Annotated in this window: 20 protein-coding genes and 7 pseudogenes; 17 read left to right on the forward strand and 10 right to left on the reverse strand. The window is 68.5% G+C overall.

The genetic code is table 11. From position 1 onward, the window contains the following. From ACFYZB_RS44885 to ACFYZB_RS44895, 3 genes and pseudogenes are all read left to right on the forward strand, one after another. Nucleotides 1–178, forward strand: a pseudogene (locus tag ACFYZB_RS44885) (IS200/IS605 family accessory protein TnpB-related protein); the annotation flags it as partial. A 162-nt stretch (nt 179–340) separates the two neighbouring features. Beyond that, a complete protein-coding gene (locus ACFYZB_RS44890) occupies nt 341–1,396 on the forward strand; it encodes an ABC transporter permease (protein WP_388767671.1) in 1,056 nt (351 codons plus the stop codon). A gap of 268 nt (nt 1,397–1,664) precedes the next feature. Next, nucleotides 1,665–2,687 (forward strand): annotated as a pseudogene (locus tag ACFYZB_RS44895) (phosphorothioated DNA-binding restriction endonuclease). Here ACFYZB_RS44895 and ACFYZB_RS44900 read toward each other — a convergent pair. Beyond that, complete coding sequence (locus ACFYZB_RS44900; RefSeq protein ID WP_388767672.1) at nt 2,634–4,217, reverse strand: MFS transporter; 1,584 nt, start codon at nt 4,215–4,217, stop codon at nt 2,634–2,636. The pseudogene ACFYZB_RS44895 and the gene ACFYZB_RS44900 sit on opposite strands and share 54 nt — an antisense overlap. Nucleotides 4,218–4,229: 12 nt before the next feature. Next, a complete protein-coding gene (locus ACFYZB_RS44905) occupies nt 4,230–4,928 on the reverse strand; it encodes an SDR family oxidoreductase (protein ID WP_388767674.1) in 699 nt (232 codons plus the stop codon). Nucleotides 4,929–5,037: 109 nt separating this feature from the next. Here ACFYZB_RS44905 and ACFYZB_RS44910 point away from each other — a divergent pair, with 109 nt between their 5' ends. Both ACFYZB_RS44910 and ACFYZB_RS44915 read left to right on the forward strand, forming a co-directional pair. After that, nucleotides 5,038–5,529, forward strand: a complete 492-nt coding sequence (locus tag ACFYZB_RS44910; RefSeq protein WP_388767675.1) for a winged helix-turn-helix transcriptional regulator — start codon at nt 5,038–5,040, stop codon at nt 5,527–5,529. Between the two features lie 187 nt (nt 5,530–5,716). Continuing rightward, nucleotides 5,717–6,195: pseudogene (locus ACFYZB_RS44915) on the forward strand (PaaI family thioesterase). A gap of 201 nt (nt 6,196–6,396) precedes the next feature. Here the strand turns inward: ACFYZB_RS44915 and ACFYZB_RS44920 are convergent. Both ACFYZB_RS44920 and ACFYZB_RS44925 read right to left on the reverse strand, forming a co-directional pair. After that, entirely contained in the window at nt 6,397–6,924 is a 528-nt protein-coding gene (locus ACFYZB_RS44920; RefSeq protein ID WP_388767677.1) for an ATP-binding protein, read from the reverse strand. Nucleotides 6,925–6,956: 32 nt separating this feature from the next. After that, nucleotides 6,957–7,736, reverse strand: coding sequence for a PP2C family protein-serine/threonine phosphatase (locus ACFYZB_RS44925; RefSeq protein WP_388767678.1), 780 nt, complete (start codon nt 7,734–7,736; stop codon nt 6,957–6,959). Between ACFYZB_RS44925 and ACFYZB_RS44930 the strand changes: the two genes are divergently transcribed. From ACFYZB_RS44930 to ACFYZB_RS44945, 4 genes and pseudogenes are all read left to right on the forward strand, one after another. Further along, a complete protein-coding gene (locus ACFYZB_RS44930) occupies nt 7,681–8,175 on the forward strand; it encodes a hypothetical protein (protein WP_388767701.1) in 495 nt (164 codons plus the stop codon). The two genes, ACFYZB_RS44925 and ACFYZB_RS44930, sit on opposite strands and share 56 nt — an antisense overlap. A gap of 134 nt (nt 8,176–8,309) precedes the next feature. Beyond that, nucleotides 8,310–8,729, forward strand: coding sequence for a hypothetical protein (locus tag ACFYZB_RS44935; protein ID WP_388767679.1), 420 nt, complete (start codon nt 8,310–8,312; stop codon nt 8,727–8,729). Nucleotides 8,730–9,671: 942 nt separating this feature from the next. Continuing rightward, nucleotides 9,672–9,967: pseudogene (locus ACFYZB_RS44940) on the forward strand (helix-turn-helix domain-containing protein). Between the two features lie 5 nt (nt 9,968–9,972). After that, the gene (locus tag ACFYZB_RS44945; RefSeq protein WP_388767681.1) at nt 9,973–10,641 is read left to right on the forward strand and encodes a hypothetical protein; all 669 of its coding nucleotides are present in this window, start codon (nt 9,973–9,975) and stop codon (nt 10,639–10,641) included. Nucleotides 10,642–11,391: 750 nt separating this feature from the next. On the opposite strand, the gene ACFYZB_RS44950 is transcribed toward ACFYZB_RS44945, so the two are convergent. Beyond that, entirely contained in the window at nt 11,392–11,964 is a 573-nt protein-coding gene (locus tag ACFYZB_RS44950; protein WP_388767682.1) for a GNAT family N-acetyltransferase, read from the reverse strand. Nucleotides 11,965–12,102: 138 nt separating this feature from the next. On the opposite strand from ACFYZB_RS44950, the pseudogene ACFYZB_RS44955 reads away from it, so the two are divergent. Both ACFYZB_RS44955 and ACFYZB_RS44960 read left to right on the forward strand, forming a co-directional pair. Then, a pseudogene (locus tag ACFYZB_RS44955) lies at nt 12,103–12,234 on the forward strand (transposase); the annotation flags it as partial. Nucleotides 12,235–12,354: 120 nt separating this feature from the next. Continuing rightward, nucleotides 12,355–12,904 (forward strand): annotated as a pseudogene (locus ACFYZB_RS44960) (transposase); the annotation flags it as partial. A gap of 100 nt (nt 12,905–13,004) precedes the next feature. On the opposite strand, the gene ACFYZB_RS44965 reads toward ACFYZB_RS44960, so the two are convergent. Together ACFYZB_RS44965 and ACFYZB_RS44970 are read right to left on the reverse strand one after the other, a co-directional pair. Beyond that, nucleotides 13,005–13,448 (reverse strand): MarR family transcriptional regulator, encoded by a 444-nt coding sequence (locus tag ACFYZB_RS44965; RefSeq protein WP_388767684.1) that lies wholly within the window; start codon nt 13,446–13,448, stop codon nt 13,005–13,007. Next, complete coding sequence (locus tag ACFYZB_RS44970; RefSeq protein ID WP_388767686.1) at nt 13,445–13,939, reverse strand: MarR family winged helix-turn-helix transcriptional regulator; 495 nt, start codon at nt 13,937–13,939, stop codon at nt 13,445–13,447. The genes ACFYZB_RS44965 and ACFYZB_RS44970 overlap by 4 nt, the downstream gene beginning before the upstream one ends. Nucleotides 13,940–14,233: 294 nt before the next feature. Between ACFYZB_RS44970 and ACFYZB_RS44975 the strand changes: the two genes are divergently transcribed. The 3 genes and pseudogenes from ACFYZB_RS44975 to ACFYZB_RS44985 all read left to right on the forward strand — a co-directional run bounded on the left by ACFYZB_RS44975 (nt 14,234) and on the right by ACFYZB_RS44985 (nt 15,616). After that, nucleotides 14,234–14,473, forward strand: coding sequence for a hypothetical protein (locus tag ACFYZB_RS44975; protein ID WP_388767687.1), 240 nt, complete (start codon nt 14,234–14,236; stop codon nt 14,471–14,473). A gap of 60 nt (nt 14,474–14,533) precedes the next feature. Further along, complete coding sequence (locus ACFYZB_RS44980; protein ID WP_388767688.1) at nt 14,534–14,836, forward strand: hypothetical protein; 303 nt, start codon at nt 14,534–14,536, stop codon at nt 14,834–14,836. A 191-nt stretch (nt 14,837–15,027) separates the two neighbouring features. Further along, nucleotides 15,028–15,616, forward strand: a pseudogene (locus tag ACFYZB_RS44985) (DUF6308 family protein). 62 nt (nt 15,617–15,678) lie between these two features. Here ACFYZB_RS44985 and ACFYZB_RS44990 read toward each other — a convergent pair. Together ACFYZB_RS44990 and ACFYZB_RS44995 are read right to left on the reverse strand one after the other, a co-directional pair. Further along, nucleotides 15,679–16,014, reverse strand: a complete 336-nt coding sequence (locus ACFYZB_RS44990; RefSeq protein ID WP_388767689.1) for a hypothetical protein — start codon at nt 16,012–16,014, stop codon at nt 15,679–15,681. 159 nt (nt 16,015–16,173) lie between these two features. Continuing rightward, complete coding sequence (locus tag ACFYZB_RS44995; RefSeq protein WP_388767699.1) at nt 16,174–16,587, reverse strand: zinc-binding dehydrogenase; 414 nt, start codon at nt 16,585–16,587, stop codon at nt 16,174–16,176. A 14-nt stretch (nt 16,588–16,601) separates the two neighbouring features. Here ACFYZB_RS44995 and istB point away from each other — a divergent pair, with 14 nt between their 5' ends. Both istB and ACFYZB_RS45005 read left to right on the forward strand, forming a co-directional pair. Then, the gene (gene istB / locus ACFYZB_RS45000; protein WP_388767690.1) at nt 16,602–17,384 is read left to right on the forward strand and encodes an IS21-like element helper ATPase IstB; all 783 of its coding nucleotides are present in this window, start codon (nt 16,602–16,604) and stop codon (nt 17,382–17,384) included. A gap of 131 nt (nt 17,385–17,515) precedes the next feature. Further along, a complete protein-coding gene (locus tag ACFYZB_RS45005) occupies nt 17,516–18,088 on the forward strand; it encodes a hypothetical protein (protein ID WP_388767692.1) in 573 nt (190 codons plus the stop codon). 99 nt (nt 18,089–18,187) lie between these two features. Here the strand turns inward: ACFYZB_RS45005 and ACFYZB_RS45010 are convergent, their stop codons facing one another. Further along, nucleotides 18,188–18,877, reverse strand: coding sequence for a hypothetical protein (locus ACFYZB_RS45010; RefSeq protein WP_388767693.1), 690 nt, complete (start codon nt 18,875–18,877; stop codon nt 18,188–18,190). Between the two features lie 214 nt (nt 18,878–19,091). On the opposite strand from ACFYZB_RS45010, the gene ACFYZB_RS45015 reads away from it, so the two are divergent. Beyond that, nucleotides 19,092–19,883 (forward strand): DUF4239 domain-containing protein, encoded by a 792-nt coding sequence (locus ACFYZB_RS45015; RefSeq protein WP_388767694.1) that lies wholly within the window; start codon nt 19,092–19,094, stop codon nt 19,881–19,883. Nucleotides 19,884–20,076: the final 193 nt, after the last annotated feature.

A 20,076-nucleotide genomic window follows, 5' to 3' on the forward strand; every position in this document is an offset into this window, starting at 1 on the left:
CCAGGCCGACCGGCGTGTCCCTGGGCGCGAGGGACCCCGCCCCCGCATCCCCGGACCACGGACACGATCCGTGCCGCCGGACGCGGCGAGTACGCAGGCGACCAGGGCATCCACAACCGTTCGGGGTGTCCGCAGTGACCAGGCGTGGGTCCAAGACTCACTCCCGCTCACTGATTAGGAACGGTCTGTGGACCCGTGAGCTGAGCGGACGGCGGCAATGCTGTGCACCGCTACACCGCGGCGGGCCAGCGCTCGTTTGCGCTGCGGTGTTCCGGCATGCCGGTGACGCGTGCGGTGCGGCAGCCGAGTCTCGCCCGGCGCCCACCGTACGATCACGGCCATGGGTGAGCGGTGGTCTGCGGCGGCGCCGCCTCAGCCGCCCCGACGGGGCAGATGGCCGCGATTGACGTCGTCGCGATTCCTGCCGGCGGTGGTGATCTCGCTGATCATCGCGGCCCTGGCCGGGCTCTTCGTCGGCGCCTACTGCTGGGCCATGGCCAATCCCGTACCGCATCGCATCCCCGTCGCGGTGACGGGAAAGTCGGTCGCGGGCGGCCGGTTCACCAACGCGCTGGAGACCACGCTCCGCACGTCGCTGGTCCTTCATCCGTACCCTGACTACGGCAGGGCCCTCGCCGCGGTCGACGCCCAGCGGGAGTTCGCGATCCTGCAGCGTCGACCGGCCGGGGTGGAGGTCGATGTGGCGAGCGCGGCGGGCGCGTCGGTCGCCCGGGTTCTCGGCCAGAGTGCCCCGGCGGTGGGCCGGGCCCTGGGCATCCCGGTGCAGGTCAGGGACGTCAAACCGCTTCCGGCCACGGACCCGCAGGGGCTGGCTCTCTTCTATATCGCCCTGGGGTCGACCATCCTCGGTTTCGTCGGTGCCATCCAGCTCGGGGTGCATGCTCAGGCGCTGCGCCCCGCCGAGCGTATCGCTGCTACGGCCGGCTACTCCGTGCTAGGCGGCCTGTGGATCTGCGTCATGGCCGACTGGGTGCTCGGTGTGGTGCGGCTGCCGTTCGTCCAGTCATGGGGCATCTGCACTCTCACTATGATCACGGCGGGCATGATCTTCACCGCGTTCCACACCTTCCTGGGCCGCTGGGCGATGCTGCCGACGTGGCTGTTGCTGGTCATCCTCGGCAACCCCTCGTCCGGGGGTGCGGTGGCCTGGCCGCTGCTCCCTCCGGTCCTGGGCTTTCTGGGGCGGTTCCTGCCGCCGGGCGCGTCGGTGAACGCCCAGCGCAACGCCATCTACTTCCCGCACAACCAGCACGTCGAGCCGTATGTGGTGCTCGCCGTGTGGTGCCTTGTCGCCTCGTCGGTCTTCCTTGTGTGGCGTGCACGTCGCCCCGCCGGCCGAGCGACCGCACAGGCCGCCAGGCCCGGCGCTGGATGAGCGCACTGCCGCATCGCAGCCGCCGGCGGTCACGCCGGCCTACCGCGGCCGTCGGCACAAGCGTCTTCACGATCCCCAGCGTCCCGTCCGGCATCGCCTGCACGACGTCGAGCGCTACGTCATCACTCGTGGCGGCGACTACTTGTTCCTGCCGAGTCTCAGCGCGTTGCGCTGGCTGGCCGATCCCCGCGCCTGAGCCAACTCATGCCGGGGCTTTCCGGTTCCGCCCAACCATGCGCCTGGGACGGCCCGTCTACGATCAGCCGCCATGGACTGGCTGGAGCGGACCGCGAGACTGAGGCAGTGGACCAGGAGCGGGACGCGCGCACCGCACAAACCGCTGCTGCTCCTGTACGCCCTCGGCCGGTTCCAGGACGACGCGGAGGGCAGCTTGCGTTACAGCGCGGTGGAGCAGGACCTGCAACGGCCGCTCACCGAATACTGCCCTCCGAACGAGACCACGTCCGCTTACCCCTTTCACCACCTGGTCAGCGACGGCGTGTGGGGAGTGCGCACCGATCGTGGGCCCGGCAGCCCCGGAAGCGGAGTGTGAGGTCTCAGGGAGACCGGTGCCACCGGGCGGCTCGCGCCGGACTTGAGGGCAGCTCTGCGACGCGAGCCGCAACTGCGGGGCAGGATCGCGCGATGGCTGCTCGACCTGCACTTCCCCCCTCCCTCCATGGCGAACTGTGCCAAGCCGCCGGCCTGGAACTGAAGCCGGCGCAGAACGGGCAGCTCTCGGCGGCACGCAGGCAGGGGGACCGGCGGATGCGGGAGCTCGTGCTGACCGCCTATGAGTACCTGTGCGCGTTCTGCGGTTACGACGGCAGGATCGGCGCGGTGCCGGTCGGGCTGGAGGCCGCCCATGTGCGCTGGTGGGCGTTCGGCGGCACCGACGAGATCGACAACGGGCTGTGTCTGTGCTCGCTGCTCCACAAGCTCTTCGACAAGGGCATCCTCGGTGTGGGAGACGATCAGCGCATCCTGGTCTCACAGCGCTTCGTCGGCCACAGCCCCGCCGCCCGCGACCACGTCACAGCCCTCGCGGGCCGTCCACGCGTCGGCCCACAGCCCGGGCGCACGCCCCGTCGCGGCCGCTCACCGTGACGGGCACGCCCGGCAGGTCTTCCAAGGCGATCCACGCCCTGCCACGGCCGCCTGGCACCGTCCCGACCCCCGTCGGCGTCGCCGCGCAGGCGAATCGACGGTTCTGGGTGTCGCTCCTGGAAGTTACGCGTCAGTTCGTCGTGACGGTGGTGTGGTGCGGTCGATTGTGTACCAGCAGGGCTGAGGCGAGGGCCGCGCACAGGAACACGGCGGCGATGACGGTCATTCCGGCGTGGACGCCGGAGGTGAAGGCGTCGCCGATCGCGGCGGCCACGTTCGGCGGTGCCGCTCGGTGGCTACCGCTACCGGTGGAGACGGCGTGCTCGACCGCGGGCCAGGCTGCTCGGGGGACGTGGTGGACGTCCAGCCAACTCGGCAGTTGGGACTGGAGCCGGCTGGCGAGGAGTGCTCCGAGGAGGGAGGAGCCGGTGACGGATCCGATCTGGCGGAAGGCGTTGACGGCTCCGGAAGCCATGCCGGCGCGTTCGTGGGAGACGCTGACCAGGGCGGCGGCGGTGCTGGGCGCCGCCACCATCCCGCTTGCGGCTCCGAAGAGCGCGAACAGCCACCACACCCGGGCGTAAGGGGTGGTCGGATCCAGCGTGGTGAGTCCGGCCGTGGCGGCGGCTCCGATGACGAAGCCCACGGTCAGCGGGAGCTTGAAGCCGGTGCGGCGGATCACGCGTCCGGTCGCGTAGCTGACGATGACGTAGACGCCGAAGAAGGCCAGCAGCCGCCATCCGACGTCCAGGGCGGACAGGTGCTGGACGCGCTCGTAGAAGAGCACCGTCAGGATGGCCAGGCCGGTGAAGCCGAACAGGGAGACGGCCGCGACGAACATGACGGCGCTGAAGGACGCCGACCGGAACAGGGTGATGTCCAGCATGGGTGTGCGGGCGGCGCGCTCGATGAGGACGAAACCGGTCAGGGCCGCGGCCGCGATGATCCAGGCGGTGAGGATGCGGGGGCTGGTGTAGCCGTCGTGTCCGCCTTCGATGAGGGCGTAGACGAGGGCGGCGATGCCCAGGACGGCCAGGACCTGGCCGGGGATGTCGAGCTGGCCCTCGGGGCCGCGCGATTCGGCGACGAAGATGGCGGCGGCCATGGTGACCACGGCGAGGACGGCGGTCGACAGGAAGACCGTGTTCCAGTGGAAGTGGTCCAGCAGTGTGCCCGCGATCAGCGGGCCGGCGGCGAGTCCGATGCCGGAGGAGGCGGCCCAGATGGTGACGACTTCGGTGCGCCGGTGGGGGTCCGGGAAGGTGGCGCCCAGGATGGCCAGGCTGTTGGGCAGGATGAGCGCGCCACCGAGGCCGGAGACGAGCTGGCCGGCGATGACGCCTCCCGCCGAACCCGCCGTATAGACGATGAGTGACCCGATGATCATGACCGCGGCGCCGGCGACGAAGGTGCGCTTGCGGCCGTAGAGGTTGCCGATGGTACCCGCGGACATCACCAGACTGGCCACGAGCAGGGTGTACGCGGAGGGGATCCAGACGAGGCCGGTCGGGGAGACGTGCAGGTCGTCCTGGATGGCGGAGAGCGCCGACACCGAAGCGGTGATCAGCAGAAAGGTCGTCATGGCACCCAGGCACATGGCGATGAGCGTGAGGGTGGCAGCGAGCCGGGAGGGCTGGTTCGGGGACGGCCGGAGACCGGTTTGCCTGCCGGTCGGCTTGAGCCGGCCGGGGGCGGGGGAAGGAGTCGAAGTCACGGTGTCCTCGTCTCAGCCGAGCTGCGGGTAAAGAGCGGCGACGCCACCGGACAGGTCGGCCTGGACCTGGCGGCTGCGGTCGTCGACGACGATCTCGGTAGCCCCGGAGGCGATGCCGTCGACGGCCGCGCGGGCGACGTCCGCCGGGTCGGTCTTGGGCCCGTCGACATGGCGGGCCATGTCGGTGTCCATGTAGCCGACGTGGAGTCCGGACACGGTGATGCCCCGGGGCGCGAGCTGCGGACGCAACGCGTTGGTCAGGCTCCACTCCGCGGACTTCGCCGCTGCGTAGGCGCCGACGGCGGGAAAGCTGATCCACGACAGCACGGAAAGGATGTTGAGGATGGCGCCGCCGCCCTGGGACTCGATCACCGGGGCGAAAGCCCGGATCACGCCGAGGGTGCCCAGGTAGTGGGTCTCCACCTCCAGGCGGACGGCGTCCCAGTCGCCGGTCAGCAGATCGGCGCCTGTGGAACTGCCCGCGTTGTTGATCAGCACCGTGATATCACGGGCCTCCTCGACAGCCGCGGCGACCGAGGCGGGATCGGTGACGTCGAGCCGTATCGCTTTCACGCCGGGCAGATCGATCTGGTCCGGTCGGCGGGCCGCCCCGTACACCGTCGCGCCACGCGCGAGCAGTTCCTGGGTCAGTGCCCGGCCGAGTCCGCGATTGGCCCCGGTGACCAGGACGGTTGCTGTGCTGATGTCCATGATTCCTCCCTCGGGATACGCACACCCTCAACTGACTTACGCCTTTAGAAGTCAGCTACGACGGTATAGGCTGACTTTCAATGAGGCAAGCCAGGTGGAGGGTGGAGAGATGAAGGATCTACTGGACGAACGGGGCGCCTGGTCCATGGCCAACTGCTCCATCGCCAGGACCCTGGAGATCGTCGGCAACAGGACGGCGCTGCTGATCATGCGCGAGGCGTTCTTCGGCACCCGCCGCTTCGACGACTTCGCCAAGCGCGTGGGCATCGGCGAACCCGCCGCCGCGGCGCGCCTGAAAGAGCTGACCGCCGCCGGTCTCCTGGAGCGCGTCCCCTACCAGGAGCCCGGCCAGCGGACCCGGTACGCCTATCAACTCACCCAGAAAGGCCGGGACTTCCGGCCCGTCATCGTGGCGCTTCGGCAATGGGGCGACACGTGGGCCGCCGACGAACAAGGGCCCCCTGTGGTCGTACGGCACAAGGAATGCGGTGCCGAGGTGCACGCGGTACTCCGCTGCGACAACGGCCACGACGTGCCGATCGGGGACTCGTTCGTCGACGCCGGCCCGGGTCTCATCCGCGTCGGCCAGGACAGCCCCTGAAAGCAGCGGCAGCTGAAATACCCCGCAGGACGATTCCCACCGCAGAAGTGGGCCCCCACCGCAGCCGACCGGAGCGGCACACCAACAACGGACGCCCATGAGGAGCTGCCGCATGTCCGAAACATCGAAGAAGTTCTTGGGCGCCGACGCGACCGGTGAGACAGGGGCGGCCACCCGCAGTTCACGCGTGTTCGGCTGGAGAGACCCTGCCATTTCCGTCGCCGCCATCCCTCACCACAGCGGTCTCGGCTTCCTCCGTGAGATCCTGGCCGGGCGCCTGCCCGCCCCGCCATCGCCGCCACTCTGGGCTTCACCCTGGAGGAGGCCGAGCACGGCCGGGCGGTCTTCGTCCTGGTGCCGGGCGAGGAACATGACAACCCAATCGGCAGCGTCCACGGCGGCGTCTACGCCACGCTCCTCGACTCGGCGGCCGACTGCGCGGTGCAGTCCGTACTGCCCCAGGGCATGGGATACACCTCGATCGACCTGACCTTGAAGTTCCTGCGCCCGATCAGCGTCGACACCGGCAAGGTCCGCGCCATCGGCACCGTTCTCAACAGTGGCCGCCGCACCGCCCTCGCCCAGGCAGAGCTCCGCGACTCCGGCGACCGGCTCCTCGCTCACGCCACCAGCAGCTGCATGCACTTCCCGGTCCCGGCCCGTTGATCACCATGCCCGGCGCGATAGAGGGGACCCACGGCACTGGCTGACCTGTCCGGGCTGCACCGGCCAGGTGTTCTCCTTCGTGTCAGACCCTGCGCGCGAGCCTTCGCCAAGGACGGATTCGTCGTCCTGGGGACGCGATGCCATCGCTCGCAGCGGGAGGCATACGGCTGGCCGACGACGATCAGGGCGGCCTCGGTGTCGCTATGACCGCTGTTGGGGACCGGGTGAGGTTGGGGGTGGGAGAGTCTGCTCGGCCCAGACGGTCTTGCCGTCGAGGGAGTACCGGACGCCCCAGTTCTGTGCGAGTTGGGCGATGATGAACAAGCCCCGCCCACCTTCGTCGATCGTCTTCGCGTGGCGCAGCCGAGGCGCGAGGGAATTGCTGTCGCAGACTTCACAGGTGAGCGTGCGGTCCTTGATGAGCCGCAACCGCACCGGCGGGGTGCCGTAGCGGATGGCGTTGGTGACCAGTTCGCTGACGATCATTTCCGTGGTGTAGGCGGTTTCCTCATCGACTCCCCAATGTCGGAGCTGCCGTTGCGTGTGGGTGCGCGCCGTGGCGACGGCCTTGGGGTGGTGGTCGAGGTGCCACACAGCGACGTGGTCCGCAGGGAATGTGCGGGTGCGGGCGAGGAGGAGGATGACGTCGCCGTGGCGGGTGTCGTTCCGCAGCCGGTAGAGCACGTCGTCGCACAGATCCTGCAGCGGCCGGTCAGTGTGGTCCAGCACCCGTTGGAGGGTCTCCGGGGACTGCGAGGTGGTCAGGAGGGATGGGGTGTAGAAGGCGAGGACGCTGCCGTCGGTGACAGGGACCGTGGTGGCAGCGAAGGGGGGTCCTTCGGTACTGCCAGGGGAGGTCCGCTCGGCAGGTGAGGGATCTCGGTGCTCCCGTCGGGATGGGCGATGACGGGTGGGGGATGGCCGGCCAGGGCGATGGTGTAGGTCTGGGCGAGCGGGTCGTAGACCGCATACGCGCAGCTTCCCATGAGCGGCATGGGGTCGCCGGGCGGCAGAGCTGCGCGTTCCTGGGCCAGGCTGATGGCGGTGTCGTTGAGGCGGGCGAGTAGTTCGTCGGGCTCCAAGTCGAGCGCGGCCAGGGAGTGCGTGGCGGTCCGCAGCTGTCCCATGGTGGTGGCCGCATGGATGCCCTGGCCGGCCACTTCGCCGACGACCAGTGCGGTGCGGGCGCCGGAGAGGGCGAAGGTGTCGAACCCGCCGCCTCCGCCCACCTCGGAAGGCACGTGCAGGTGCGCTGTTTCGACGGTCGTCTGCGTCGCAGGCTGGGGAAGCAGCAGGTGGCGCTGAATTGTCAGGGCGATGGTGTGTTCGCCGGTGTAACGGCGGGCGTTGTCGATGCACAGCGCGGTGTGAGCCGCCACTGCGGCGGCGAGAGTGACATCGCCCTTGTCGTAGACCTCGCCCTGATCGGTGCGGTACAGGCTCATCAGTCCCAGAACGGTTCCCCGCAGAGTCAGGGGTGTGGTGATGAGGCTGTGGGCACCGGAGGCGCGGATGGCCTCGGCGCGCGGCCACCTCCTCACCCCGGACGGTGGCTTCGCACCCGAGCTGGAGGAGGCCGTCGAACAGCCCGGCAGCTTCCTGGTCCTTGACCGGCTGGACGTCCAGGCCCCCTTCGACGACCAGATTGACGTCACCGCCGTCGTCGCCGAGATCATCGGCCGACTGACGGACAACTACTACGCCGTCGTCCTGCCGCGCACGTGGCCGTACGCCGACATGGCCACGAGACTCCTTCCCCAGGCCGCCACCGACCTTGCCGCCGCTGCGCGGAAGTCAGGGCTTGGTCTGCTTCGATCCACAAGGTGGTCCTCTGATTCCACCGGACGACCGTGGTGGTCGGTGGACCGGGCCGTGAGCGAACGGCACGGTAGAAACACAGTTCGCGGTAGCTTCTCGCGGGTACCAGGGGCAGCAGTCTGGTGCTCCGAGCGCCCCCTATGCACGCTCTCCCTGTCGTGATGCGCCGTGGTCACAATGAAGGCGGCCTGGCTGGATCGCCTCCTTCAGCCGCCATGGGCGCTGACGCTGGCGCCCGGGCGTGGTGCCGTCGTCGCGCGCTATCGGTGCGTCCCGAACCTCAAGGAGAACACCGCATGTGGAGTGCCCGCACCAGTATGGCCGCTGCGGCGGCGTTGCCCCTCATGCTGGCCACACCTGTCGCGGCGAGCGCTCAACTTGCACCGGCGGCCGCGCACGCATCGGGTGCTGCCCAGGTCGAGGAGGCCGTCGTCAACTGCGTCGACGATAACAGCACCAGCCAGGAGATCGGTGACAACTTGTTCGTTCTCAGCACCGTGGACCCCCAGGAGACAGAGGGCACGCCGACCGACACCGCCAAGCTCGTGTGCAACAACAGCCAGTTGAGCAGCACTCCTGTGACGGTGATCGCCACTGCCAACGACGGCACCACACAGACAGCGACGATTCCGCCTGGTGGGCAGTGGACGAGTCGGACAGCGACCACCATCCCTCGCATGTACCACAGTGTCGCCACCCTGATCCCAGGCGCGTAGTCGTCGCCGCGGTAGCGGCCGCTACCGCGGGTGCGGTGGCGCTGCCGACCGCGGCCGCCGACCACCACTCGGGCTACCCGCGTCACACCGCGGTGTACGTCAGCGGTGTGCGGCACGGCTCCCCGGGCTGGGACGGGCGCTCCAACCGCTCGCTGAACAGGGAGTGGGTGGACGTCACCAACTCAACCCGGTGGGCGGTGAACCTGGACGGCTGGAGCCTGTCGGACGAGGACGGCCGTACCTACACCTTCCACCACGTGCGGCTGGAAGGCCGCCGGGAGACGCACCGATGTGTACCAGGATTGGCGGCGCGAAGTGTGGGAGAACCACGGCGACACCGCAACCCTTGCGCAATGAACACGGCCGCATCATCGACGCGGTTTCCTGGGGCCGTGACGACGTCCCTGATTGGACCCGCTTGGCGCCCGCGTATTGCGTCCAAGAGTCGGCGTGGTGGCATCCGGTCGCTGCCGTGGCTTCACCCAACCGCCGCCTCATGACCAGCGTCGTCCACCGAGTGCGTTGACCTGATGTGCCGGTTCTTCATTGACAGTCTGGGCATAGCTGCAGGGGGCGGTGATCTTTCCCGGGCCCGGCCCCGTCCCTCACACGTGGGCCCTACCGTCGTCTCACCAGCCTCAACGGTACAAGGACGGGGAGGCGCATGCGTAGTGGGAGGGCGTTGCTCGAGCCGCTGCGGGTTCTGCGCGGCCAGCAGGAGGTAGCCGAGCGTGGTTGGGGACTGTTCGGCGCCCTCATCGCCTGTCATGCTGTCGACCCTGCCCAGCCTGATGGCACCGTTGACTTGGCATCTGTCAGGTCATGGGAAGACCCGCCTACGTTCGACATGGAGACGTTGTCCAACCCGCCTGCGGCGCTGCTGCTGCCTTCTCCCACCGTTGGCCATCGTCACAGGCCTGGCAGCACCCAGCTGGTGCGCGGATGGGGGCCGCTCAGCGTGACCTGTGGCGGACTACGGGCGTGCTGGAGGTGTTCAAGACGGTCGACTTCACACCGACGTTGAGCAAGGTCGCGGCGATGTGGGGGCACAACAAGCCGGTGACCGTCCGGGTGGGCGACCTGGACAAGATCAGTGCGGCGCTGAACTGCACTGTCGGGACCTTCTCCAGGCCGAGCCGCCGGCCGGCGGCCAGACAGTGCCCCAAGCCGAGGTCATCGCCTCGTCCGAGCAGGCCGAACTCCGGTTGCCGCCTGCGGCATGCCGACTTCTAGAGTGATCCGCATGTCGATACCCGTACATGCCCTTGTACAGCGCCCGTTGACCACTGAGGCCGTCGCGGAACTCCTCGCATTGCCGGACGTGTCCCGCATACCTGAGGAGTTCGACGCCGTCGATGAGGAGCTGCGGCGGCGCGGGTGGGAATGGCAGCACAAACTGGTCTGCGATTCCTTCCGCACCGGACACGGACACGTGCTGTGCAGCGATTACGGCAGTCCGTTCGGAGAGCCGGACGCACGGTGTTTCCTCGTCTTCGGCGAGATCTACCCCGTTGACCCCGGCGACGAGGACATGAGGAACGAGGAGTGGCTCAACGGCTATGTCGAGGGCTGGCAGCAACTGCCCGGCTGGACATGCCGCAGGCCGTCCACCGACCAGGACTGCGAGGCCGCGCTTGCGCAGGCGGCGCGGGCGGTCACCGAGCACTTGGGCACCGTCCCGGAACGGATCTTGGTGTCCGCGGCGGTGGCCGCTGGCCCGGCGCTGACCCATCGCATCTGGCGCACCGCCACGCACGCCCTGGTCCTCGGGCCGGCGGAGGACCACGGCCCCTACGGCTACCTCACCCACCTGCGGCTGTCCTACACTCCGCTCGGCTGCGGCCCCGACCTGCCGCCCGCCAGCGATGAGGACGCCCTGGTCCGATGGATCGTGGCGCACACCAGTTGGTGAGCCCGGCCCTGGCCGGCGCCGCCGAGGCCGACGACGTCCCCTGTCCCACCGTCCCCGCACGCGGCCATGCGCGGCGGCAGGCCTCCGAACCGGGCATCTCGCCAATCGGCGATCCGATCGGAGGACGAGCCCCAGGGTGGCCCGTGGTCGCCGCGGGACGACACATCGATCCTCAAGCAGAGGCCGACGATCTGCCATCGGTCTGGATTGAGTTGGTCCGTGAGAACTCAGTGCGAATCGGCGGACGGCAACGGTGCCTCAGTACCGGGACGGCCAGTCCTGGGGCACCGTCCCGCGCCGGAACCTGTGTTTCACCGGCCGCGACCACCTGCAATACCCGGTCCAGTAGGTGCCGACGGCTGGTCAGCGTCTCCTGGCCTGGGCGAAGTTCGACGAGACGCACGTAGTCGTCCGTTTCCAGGCAGCAGTTGACGTCGAGCTGGCCCGTGCAGGTCTGGCTGGCGCTGTATCGTCCGCCTTGCTCCTTCCGGTGACACCGGGCCGCACCTTCCATCTGGGGCGCGGACCGTGTCTCGGCGGTGCGGGACGCCATCCCGCTTCGCTGGCCTCCGGGCCAGGAAGGAGCCGATCTTGAAGCCGCTGCAGTGGCTGAGGGATCGATGGCAGGAACACGTACGGTCGCACGTCTCCGCGGAGCGTGTGAGCGCGGGCTGCGAGGTCTTCCTCGTGTTCGCTGGGCTCTGCGAGCACCGTCCGTGATCCTGAAGTACGCAGGTCCCAGCTGAGCAATCAGCCCACGTCCGCTGAGCCAGGGCCTCGTCCTTCAGTGTCGTTGAGAGTGATCCAGTAGCGGCGCTTGACCCCGGTTTCTGTGGTGCGCACATCTTCGAGGACGCCACCATTGTTTTCGATGGTGCGCGCCGAGCCGACGTTGCCGTCGTCACAGGTGAGGAGGACCCGGTCCAGGCCGACCGCCGGTGCCTTGAGTAGAACCGCTCCCAGCGCCCACGAGGCCAGTCCGCGTCTCCTGGCAGAGGGCCGAACGCTGTAGCCGATATGTCCGCCGCCTTCCAGCAGGAAGGCGTTCAGGTAGTGCCGAAGGTCGATGGCTCCGAGGTAGGTCTCACCGTCGACGATCCACCAGTGGGTGGCGTGGACGCGTCCTTCCCCGACAGGCAGCGACCGGTCCGATTGTTGTCGCAGCCGCTGGACCCATGAGGCGAACCCTTCCGGGGTGTCGAGGTCATCGTCACCCACCAGACGCAGGCCGGCCCCGTCCTGGTGAGCACCAGGCTGCCACTCGTCACGTGCCGTGACCCACGAGAAATGCAGCCGTTCCGTGGGAGCGATCAGTTCAGCCATGCGAGGGACGGTAACACCCGCACCCCTGCTTGATCAGGCATTTTGTGTCAGATTGGGAGCGTGGACGGAGCCTCCCCCTGAGTGGTGGACACGCTGATACTGGATCTGCTTGATCCGGAGGAAGCGAGAAGACCGCCCATGGCGATGAAGGACTACTCGGACGAGTTCAAGGCCGATGCTGTGGCCTTGTACGAGTCCACTCCCGGGGCGACGTACAAGAGCATCGCCGCTGACCTGGGCATCAACCGGGCCACTCTGCGGGAGTGGGTACTGCTGCGGGACCGTGAACGCCCGTAATGCAACGGCATTGCACCTAGGGCGCGTATCGAGTCGTGATCGATCTGTGGGGGTCTCCCGCACCGCATGAGGTGTTCTGGTAGGTCGTCGTCCATGACGCGGGTGCAACTGACTGATGTGGAGTGGCAGTTCATCGAGCCGTACCTGCCGATCGGCAGGTACGGTCCGTATCCCGAGCAGCTGCGGCAGCAGTTCGAGGGCGTGATCTGGCGCTTCAAGACGGGCGGGCAGTGGCGGGAGATGCCGCAGGAATTCGGCGCCTGGTCCAGCGTCCATAACCGCTTCCGGCAGTGCGGGGCGCCGGTGTCTTCGAGGCTTTGCTGGAGGGCCTGATAGTCGAGGCCGCGAAACGGGCCGAGGGGGACTTGTCGCTGGTCAGCGTGGACTCCACCACCCCGCGCGCCCACCACGACGCCGCCGGCATGCAGCTCGGAGAGGACGTTCTGAGAGCCATGGAGAGGGCTGTCGACGAGAAGAAAGCCCGGCCAAAGGGGGCGCCCCGCAAGGAAAAGACGGGCACTGCATCGACAGCGATCCCGTCCGGGAAGAGCGCAGACGCGTCCGGCACCGGCACAGGGTCCGGCTGAAGGCCGCCCTGCTCGGGCGCTCGCGGGGCGGGCAGACCAGCAAGGTCCACCTCGCCGGCCTGCATCTCCGCACCTCTATGATCTGGATCACGGGCCTCACGCGAACTTCCCTCTGATCACAACCAGATGCAGACCCTGACCAGCTTGGTCGGGTGGTCAGGCGGTCAGCGCTGCAAGCTCCGCATTGGCGCGCTCGGTGACCAGGGCGAGGACGCGGCCGGCGGCGGCCAGGTCCGCCGCGGGTATCCCGCCCCAGATCCGGGCGGTGATGGGGGCGGTCTCCGCGCCGACGGCGGCGATCAGCTCGCGCCCCGCGCCCGTATGGCGAAGGTGCGCGCCGTCCGCAGTGAGCAGCTGCCTGGCCAGCAGTTCGTCGAGGGTAGCGCGGATGTCGGCTGGTTCGGCCTTGAGGGAGCCCTGGACCTGGGTGATGAGGTCGTCCGGCGTCTGCGGGGCGTCGGCGGTGACGGCCGCGCGTAGGACGACCTGCTGCTGGAACGTAATGCCGTGCCGGGCCAGGACGTGCTCCAGGACGCCGCGGGCGGCGTAGTGGGCCAGGCCGAGGGTGCGGGCGTTGGCGACGGGTGCAGTGGTGGTCATGGTGTTGTCCCCTGAGTGCTCTTGTTGTTCGGTACGGGTGGAGTGAGAGGTGCGTCGAGCAGGGTCGTCAACTCGTCGGTGAACGCGCGCGTCCGTGGGGCGTCGGGGCCTCCAAGGGGCTCCAGCAACTGCTGATGCAGTTCCTGAACCACCGCGATGGCCTGCCGAGTGACGGCCTGGCCCTGCTCGGTGAGGGCGAGCTGTACGGCACGCGGGTCGCGGGGATCGCGGGTGCGCTCGATCAGGCCGGCTGCCTCCAGGGCGCGCGCCAGCTTCGAGACGTACAGAGCCTCCAGGCCGGTGTGGTCGGCGAGTCGGCGCTGACTGGGCCGCTCGCCGGCGCGCTGCATGCCGTGCAGCGACGCGATCAGCGAGTACTGCGCGTGGGTGAGACCCAGGGGCGCCACCGCGCGATCGACCGCGACACGCCACTTGTTGGCGAGCCGCCATACCAGGAAGCCGGGCGTGGGGCCCGGGGAACCCTTGCTCATGTTCAATAGATTACATGGCTACTATGTCCATGGCTACTATTTTCGGGCGAGCGTGACTGCACACCCGGCCTGGCGGCGCGACAGGCTGACGGAACGCCCCCTGCGGGGACTGCTTCCACTCCGTCACATGATCAGGACCGGATACAGTCCCCTACAGAGGTCGCCGACGTGATGTCGGCGCGTTTCACCTCTGTGTCAGCCGAGGAGGGTGCACGCGGCGCGGAGCTCGCCCGGCAGGCGGTCACGAAGTTCACCGGGCCGGATCACGAGGGGGATGCCCCTCGTCACGACCTTGTGATCACCCAAGCGTTTCTCATCGCCTGGCTGGTGCGCGCCGCGATGGACGCCCCTGCGTGGCGCTGGATGGGCCTCAACCACGGCAACGCTGCGCTCAGCGTCATCCGCTACGCCCCGGCCCGGCCGGCGAGCGTCCTGGTCTACAACGACATGAGCCATCTGCCGGACGTCCTGCGATGGACCGGGTTCCCCTCCCAGCTCCCACACCCTGAGAGCGAAGCGGCAGTTGTCACGTGAGCCGACCGCGATGCTCGGCCGTCCCGTTGGGGCTGTGTTCGGTGGCTTCTCGTCTCTACCGTGGTGCTGGAGGAGGGCTGGCGGATGGGCTCGCTGTTCGAGGAGTTGGAAGCGCGCGAGGCGACCGCCCGTGATCGGGTGGAGGAGTTGGAAGCCGAGCTTGCTGGGCTGTCGGGGAAGCTGGAGTTGGCCCGGGAGAGCCTGCAGCGGTTGCGGATCGCGCGGGAGACGGTCGCCGAGGTGCTCGCGGAGATGATGCCGGAGAAGCTGGCGGCGGCGGTCGATAGCGGCCGGCCGCGCGCGGGAGATTCGGTGGCGTCGGCGTATGCAGGTGCCGAGCGGCAGGACGGGCGTGGCGCATGACAGCTGCTTCTGTGTTGGCACACCCACCTGGCCGCCCTGCTACAGACTGGTGTGCTCACGATCTCGATGAAGGATGGATTCGCGCGATCTCTCCCAGTGGAGCGTCGTTGCCGCCGTTGGGGCAGCGGTTGAAAGAACTGCTGGGTGCCGAGCGTGCCGTGGGTGATCTGCGGCGTTACTTCGGCATAGGCATGTCACCCGGTGAGGCGACGTTCACCGGCAGCCGGTTCGAGCATCTGGCCGGTGGGGGAGACCGGCCGGAGATCGCCGACCGGATCACGGCGGAGGACCTGGTCGCGGTGCAGACCTTGTCGGTGACCGTTCCGGCTTCTGTTGCGCTGGACATTCTGGAGGGCCCCCTCGGCGCGCAGCTGTCTGGTCTGCTGCACGACATCCCCGCGGACATCGACATGGTCGACGCCGAAGCGGACGTCTTGGCCGGGGGCTCGCCGGCGGACCGGGCCTGGCACCTCCTCTGCGCCCAGCACGGATGCGCCCAGCACGGAGTTGACTGGGTCATCGCTGGGAAGCTCTTGGCTCGTAAGCGTCCGCGGCTGTTGCCGGTCTACGACAAGGTGGTGCGCTGCGCTCTGGGCCGCCCGCGGCCCTCGTTCTGGCTTGCGCTGCATGCCGCGCTGCGCGGACGACCGTCCCCTGCAACGCCAGTTGCTCGCGCTGCGCCAGGTCGCGGGCGTGCCGGAGACGGTGAGTGCGCTGCGGGTATGCGACGTGGCGGTGTGGATGGGGCACCGGTCGGAGGGTCACGCCTGTCCTCGCTGACTTCGGCAGCGAAGGTCCCCTCCGGTGTTCTGGCGTATGAGGGTGACGGACTTTACCAACCGTCACTGGGGTGTGTGGAACGTTCGCGTGGGGTGGTCCGCCGGGGTGGGCAACGGGTGTGGACTCGCGGCCGGGGTGCCGCCGGCGGTGCGGTCCTGGGGCTGGAGGAGGCGTGTCCGCCGCTGTGCGTTGCGGGATCCGGGGGCTGGGCCGTGAGCGCAGGAAGGCGCAGCGAAGGAGAGGAAGGAGGCGTCCACGAGGTCATCGACACCGTGGTCGCGGAAGACACGGCGCATGTCCCAGCCGATGTTGCTGACGACAGGGACCGGGATGCCTCGCCCGTGCAGGGCGCGGAGGGTTTCCTCGGTGTCGGGATACGGCTGCCATGCCCCGGACACTTGGGAACGTTCATGCAGGGCTTCGGCCACGTCAGCCGCAGGCAGGGCACCGTGCCTGCCGGTGGCAGGCCGTGACCTCGATCGCGGAGGCCCGCCGCGCTGACCGAACACGGCTCAGCCCGGCTCGGCCCGCCCGGTCACGGTCTTCCGCGCCGCGCTCTAGCCGTTCACCAGCAGGACCTTGCCGAGGTGGTCTCCGGCCTCCATGAGTCGGTGCGCCTCGGCGGCATCGGCCGTGGGCACGGTCCGGTCGACGACCAGCCGCACGGCCCCGCTCTCGGTCATCGGCCAGACGTGCTTGTGCACGTGCGCGACGATGGCCGCCTTCTGCTCCTTGGACCGCGTGCGCAGGGTGGTGCCGTGCACGGAGGCGCGCTTGAACACCAGCTCGGCCAGGTTGAGGTTGGCTTCCAGGCCGTTCTGCAGGCCGGTGACGACCAGACGTCCGTCGGCGGCGAGGGAGCGGACGTTGCGTTCGAGGTAGTCGCCGCCGATGACGTCGAGGATCACGTCGTACGGGCCGTGCTCGGCGAAGTCCTGCGTGCGGTAGTCGATCGCCACGTCGGCGCCCAGTTCCCGCGCCCGCCATGACTGGCCCGCACCACACCCTGACCGAGCCCGCCTCCGACGCCGCGATCGACACCGCCTGCCGCGTCCTGCAGCTGCCGCCGATGCGGGCCCAGTTCGCCGTCACCGTCTCCCGCGCCGAACGCGAGTACCTCTCCTACCGCGGCTTCCTGGCCGAACTGCTGATGGCCGAGTGCGAGGACCGCGACCGACGCCGCCGCGAGCGACGCATCCGCGCGGCCGGCTTCCCGCGCTCGAAGTGGCTGTCCGACTTCGACTACACGGCCAACCCCAACGTCGCCCCGGCACTGGTCAACAACCTCGCCACCTGCGAATGGGTCAAGAAGGGCGAGCCGCTCTGTCTGATCGGCGACTCCGGCACCGGCAAGACACACCTGCTGATAGGGCTCGGCTCCGCCGCCGCGATGGCCGGATTCCGAGTCCGTTACGCGCTCGCCGCCCGCCTGGTCAACGAGCTCGTCGAAGCAGCCGACGAGAAGCAACTGACCAAGACCATCGCCCGCTACGGCCGCGTCGACCTCCTTTGCATTGACGAGCTTGGCCATCTCGAACTGGACCGCCGCGGCGCCGAGATGCTGTTCCAGGTTCTGACGGAGAGGGAGGAGAAGAACAGTGTTGCGATCGCCTCGAACGAGTCGTTCGGGGGCTGGACCAAGACCTTCACCGACTCGCGGCTCTGCGCGGCCATTGTCGACCGCCTGACCTTCAACGGCACCATCACCGAGACCGGCACCGAGTGCTACCGACTCGCCCAGACCAAAGCCAAGCAGCAGCGAGGCTAACGATCGCCTGGAGATCCCTGCGACCCCTGGCAGGCGGGGATAGATCGCGCATGGCGGCACCCGGCCGACTGCTGGTCGGCGATTGACATGATGGGCGCCGGCAAGATTTCAGCTGACTCCAGGGGGCGACTATGACGTGCAAGACCGAAGCCGATTCCGAAGTCGCCGATCGGGACGAGTGGTCCTATGCACCGGCGGTGGGCGTCGGACCGCTCCGGTTCGGTATGACTGTCGACGAAGTGGTCGAGGCGACTCAGGTTCTCGGCCAGACGGAGGTCAGCGAGTGCGCACGGCGCGCTGCGATCTTCTCGCCGACGTGGAAGGTCGATGTCCACGGCGGCGGGGTGACTCCTTCGCCGCCTGCCGTCACGGCCTACGTGAGCCAAGCTGTGGGGTTGTTCTGCATCGCAGCCGACGCCGTCCACGGTCCCCAGGTCGGGCACGACGGAATCTCGCTGGTCGGAAGGGACCTGTCGGAGCTGGAGAGGGACGCAATCGCGCATGCCGAGGCAGTGGACGGGCACTTTCGCTACACGCCCGAGGGCTATGCAGGACCGGATGATCCTGGGGTGGTGATGCGCGGGCAACTCGTTGGTCAGGTCCTGCGTTCGCGTCCGCTGTTCATGGTGACGCGCGACGGCGCGAATACCGAATGGGACTCGTTGCCTTCCGAGGAGTATCGCCACGGTCAGTCAACCACCTGACACAGCCCGACTCGTGACGATCGGTGAGGGCAATGCGTCGGCCCGGTCGTCGGCTGGGGCCACGCGAGACTGGAAGCCGGGGCCGGGTCAAGCCGGAACTCAGACCCCGTACACGACGACGTGGGGCCGCCTGGGGCCGGAGAAGTGGGGCCAGTTCAGACCGTTAACGCCATCCAGGCCCAGCTTGCTCCGGCATGAGTCGACGCCCCGGGCGACCCAGGCGGCCACGGCGCCGCGATCTGCCGCGATCGCGTGCAACTCAAGCGCCTTCTCCTGGGCTTCGATCATCCACGGGGCCAGCGGGTCCTCTCGAAGGACTCGCTCGAAGTGATCGCGGGCCGTGTCCGGATCACCGACCAGGGCGGCCGCGATCCCGGCGTCGAAGCCCTCCCAGAGGAATCCCCGGCGCACCGGCTTGGACGTCAGGTATCGGGCGACATCCGGTAGAGACGGGAACTTCTCCCTCAGCGCGGTCACGTTCGCAGCCGCCTGTCGGCTGAGTTCGAGTGCCAGCGGCCTGAACTGGTCCTCGGTGCGGAACAACTCGGATCCGACCCGGACTGCGTCCACGTGGAAGGCTAGCTGGTCCACGTCGTGCCACAGCCACATTGCACCGACGTGCAGACCGCTGCCGGCAGTCCGTGGCGGAGTGAACTCCACAACCCCCAGCCACCACCCATGATTATCAATCCACAGCCGCGACCGCCCACGTTGGGCCAGGCCGAGGGGCTTCAAGGACTCCCGCGCCGCCGCGGTGATGATCCGGAGAACCGGACTGCGATCTGCCATGACCGGCATTATCGACCGTCCTACCGGCACTCCCGTCGGTACTGAGCGTCACCGGTCCACAGAAGTTGGACCAGAACCCTTCGTCATCGACAGAGCCAGCCGGGGGATCCACATCGTACGCTCACTCGGTCGTGTGAACTTGTCCCACGTACGCCTGTAGCGCCTTGAAGGGCCTGCAATTTGGATGTCTTCGTCCCGCTTAGACTCCAGGCCCATGTCGCTGTGGCTGCTCAACTATTTCAGTACCTTCACTCTGGCCCTGGTCACCGTTGGCGGGACCGTTCTGCTGGCGGTCGTCGGCAGCCTGCTGCTGCGGCGCAGGCACCCCACGCTGGCCGACGGCGAGCACAACGACATGGTCGGGGTGACGTTGGGGATGTTCGGCGCCATCTACGGGATCATCCTCGCGTTCGTGATCGTCACGCTCTGGACGAATCTGGCGCAGGCCCAGACCATCGTGGCATCCGAGGCCACCGACGCGGCGCTCATCACCCGCGACGCCGCAGCGTTCCCCACGTCGGTGCAGACCCGGCTCGACGGGACCGTGAGCGGCTACGTCCACGCGGTCGTCGAGGACCAGTGGCCCCGGATGCGCGCGGGCCGGCCCAGCTACGGGGCCACCGAGACCCACCTGAGGGACGCGTTCCGGGTGCTGCAGACCTACGAGCCCAAGAGCCAGCATGAGCAGGTCTTCTACCAGCAGGCTGTCAACCATCTCGATGACATCGCCTCGCAGCGTCGTGCCCGCATCACCATGGCAGGCCAGGAACTCCCCTGGCTGCTCCAGGTCTTGGCCTACGGCGGGGCATGCGTCCTGATCCCGCTCACGTTCCTCTACGGCACGCGCAAACGCCGGATCCAGATGCTTTTCGTCGCCTCGGTCGCCGGGCTCGTCGGCTTCAGCCTGCTGCTGATCGTCGTCCTGGACCGCCCCTTCTCCGGCGAGCTCAGTGTCAGCCCCGCCCCGTTCCGGCAAGGAGCCCTGGCCCAGTACTGGGTCCGGTGAGCCTGCACCATGCACGGCGCGCGAGGATGCTCGTCCCGCGTCGACCGCCGCACGGCAGGCATCGGTGATCCGGTCAGCCTCGGTATCGGTCAGCACGGCGTTGAGAGACACCCGGACCATAGAGCGCCGCCGCACTGCTGCTGGAGGGCAGAAGACCGAGCCCAAGATCCCCTGCCGCGACAGCGGCCCTTGC

It is taken from the genome of Streptomyces sp. NPDC001852, assembly GCF_042891825.1.
Classification (GTDB): Bacteria; Actinomycetota; Actinomycetes; order Streptomycetales; family Streptomycetaceae; genus Streptomyces.